Source organism: Nonomuraea aridisoli (genome assembly GCF_003236395.1).
GTDB lineage: Bacteria > Actinomycetota > Actinomycetes > Streptosporangiales > Streptosporangiaceae > Nonomuraea > Nonomuraea aridisoli.
On sequence record NZ_POUD01000530.1, the window covers coordinates 1 to 1,987 of the forward strand.

Consider the following 1,987-nt stretch of genomic DNA (forward strand, 5'->3'; position numbering starts at 1 on the left):
GCCCAGATCTCGCCGCCGCCCGCCACCACCCGCCCCTCGAAGCGCGCCTGCGCGAGCGGGGCTCCCGTGGGGCCGAGCCAGAGGACGCGGTCGCCCGCCGTGGCCGCCAGCGTGCCCTCCGGCAGCGGGTTGACCGGCGCCGGCCCGGCGAACGACCTGGGCACCACGACCGTCTCGGTCAGTGTTCCGGGAACCCCGGCCGTGGCGCTCACGGTCCCCGGCACGGCCGCCAGCGACCGCACCTCCAGCCCCGTGGCTCCCTCCAGGGAGGGGTCGTCGCCGTCCTCCAGGAAGGCGCCAGAAGCGGTGTACGCCCGTAAGCCGCCGGAGGCGGCGCACCAGACGGTGGTCCCGTCGGATGCGGCCACACGGACCGGGGAGGGCAGGCCGATCCGGGTGACGGCGATGTCCATGCGATGACCATAAACCTGCACACCCGATATAGCCGAGATGTGAGGAATGGTGGTTTTACGGGAGTGCTCCCGTGACTGCGGGGACGGCGCCAGGGTGTTCGGCGGGCAAAGTGCGGGATCCCGGTCGCCGGGTAGGGTCACCCGAGCTGAGAGCATGAGGCCATGCGTGTAGTGGTGATCGGAAGCGGCATCGTGGGGGCGGCCGCGGCCTGCTACCTCAGCCGCCGCGGCGCGAAGGTGACCGTGGTGGAGGCGGGGTATCCGGGCGCGGCGACGCCGGCGAGCGCGGGCATCGTCTGCCCGTGGGTCGACCACGCCGAGGACGACGCCTGGTACCACCTGACCCGCGAGGGCGCCCGCCGCTACCCCGGCCTGGTGGGCGAGCTGGGCGAGGACATCGGGTACGCCAAGGTCGGCGCCCTGCTCGTCGCCGAGGAGCCGGCCGACCTGGAGCCGGTGCGCGGACTGCTGCGCCGGCGCTACGACGAGGCGCCGGAGATGGGCGAGGTCACCGACGTCACGACGCCGGCCGAGCTGTTCCCGCCGCTGTCCGATTCGCTGAGCGCGCTACTGGTGCCCGGCGCGGCCCGGGTCGACGGCGACGCGGTGCGCGAGGCGCTCCTGCGCGCCGCCCTGGAGGGGGGAGCGGAGGTCCGTACGGGCGCCGCCCGCCTCAGCCCCGCAGGCGAGGTCTTCGTGCACACGACGTCGGCGGTGGAGGACGGCGAGGCGTGCCCCCTGCCGGAGGAGCAGACCCACGAGGAGGCGGGTTCGTGGCGGCAGAGCCGGCCGCTCGACCCCGCCGCCCCGCAGCCGCACGCGGTCACGGCCGCCCGGCGGCTCACCGGCGAGGGCGTCCCGATCGAGGCCGACGCGGTCGTCGTGGCCGCCGGCGCGTGGACGGGCGAGGTGTGCCGGCCGCTCGGCGTCGAACTGCCCGTCTTCCCCCGGCGCGGCCAGATCCTGCACGTCTGCATGGAAGGCGTCGACACCGCCTGGTGGCCCATCATCCTGCCCAGGAACGGCCCCTACCTGCTCGGCTTCACCGACTCCCGCATCGTCATCGGCGCGACCGTCGAGGACGTCGGCTTCGCGCCCCGCGTCACCATGGGCGGGCTCGGCGAGGTGATCGAGGCGGGGCTGCGGACGGCGCCGGGGCTCTACAACGCGACGGTGGCCGAGACCCGGGTGGGCCTGCGCCCGGTGTACGCCCCCGGCCCCGCCCTCATCGGCCCCGTGACCGGCCGCGTGGTGGTGGCGACGGGCCTGAGCGCGTACGGGCTGACGGCCGGTCCGTTCACCGGCGCCGTCGCCGCCGACCTGGTGCTCGGCGAAACGCCGCCCATCGACATAACGCCCTACGCGCCGCCAATTCCGTGAAAAAGGCCGCCCTGTCCACGAAGCGCGACAACGGGGCACGTAAGATCGGATACCTCCCCGCCGTGACACCGTGGGGAGGACGCTCATGCCGCTGCTCGCACTGCTGGTCCTGGTTCTGGCCGCCGCCGCGTGCGGCACCGCGCCGCCCGAATCTGCAGAGTCGTCGGGGCCTTCGGGGCCGCCGGCGTACGTAC

Annotated in this window: 2 protein-coding genes; one reads left to right on the forward strand and one right to left on the reverse strand. The window is 74.6% G+C overall.

What is annotated here, in order from left to right; all coding sequences use genetic code 11:
- Positions 1-413 (reverse strand): hypothetical protein (locus C1J01_RS47815; protein ID WP_146616037.1); only part of this gene is annotated, 413 nt, incomplete at its 3' end.
- A 162-nt stretch (positions 414-575) separates the two neighbouring features.
- Here C1J01_RS47815 and C1J01_RS47820 point away from each other — a divergent pair.
- Positions 576-1,793, forward strand: a complete 1,218-nt coding sequence (locus C1J01_RS47820) for an NAD(P)/FAD-dependent oxidoreductase (protein WP_111185760.1) — start codon at positions 576-578, stop codon at positions 1,791-1,793.
- Positions 1,794-1,987: the final 194 nt, after the last annotated feature.

What these genes read in the sequence shown, in the direction of transcription:
- C1J01_RS47820 (WP_111185760.1), top strand. Translation starts at nt 576, where the DNA reads ATGCGTGTAGTGGTGATCGGAAGCGGCATCGTGGGGGCGGCCGCGGCC.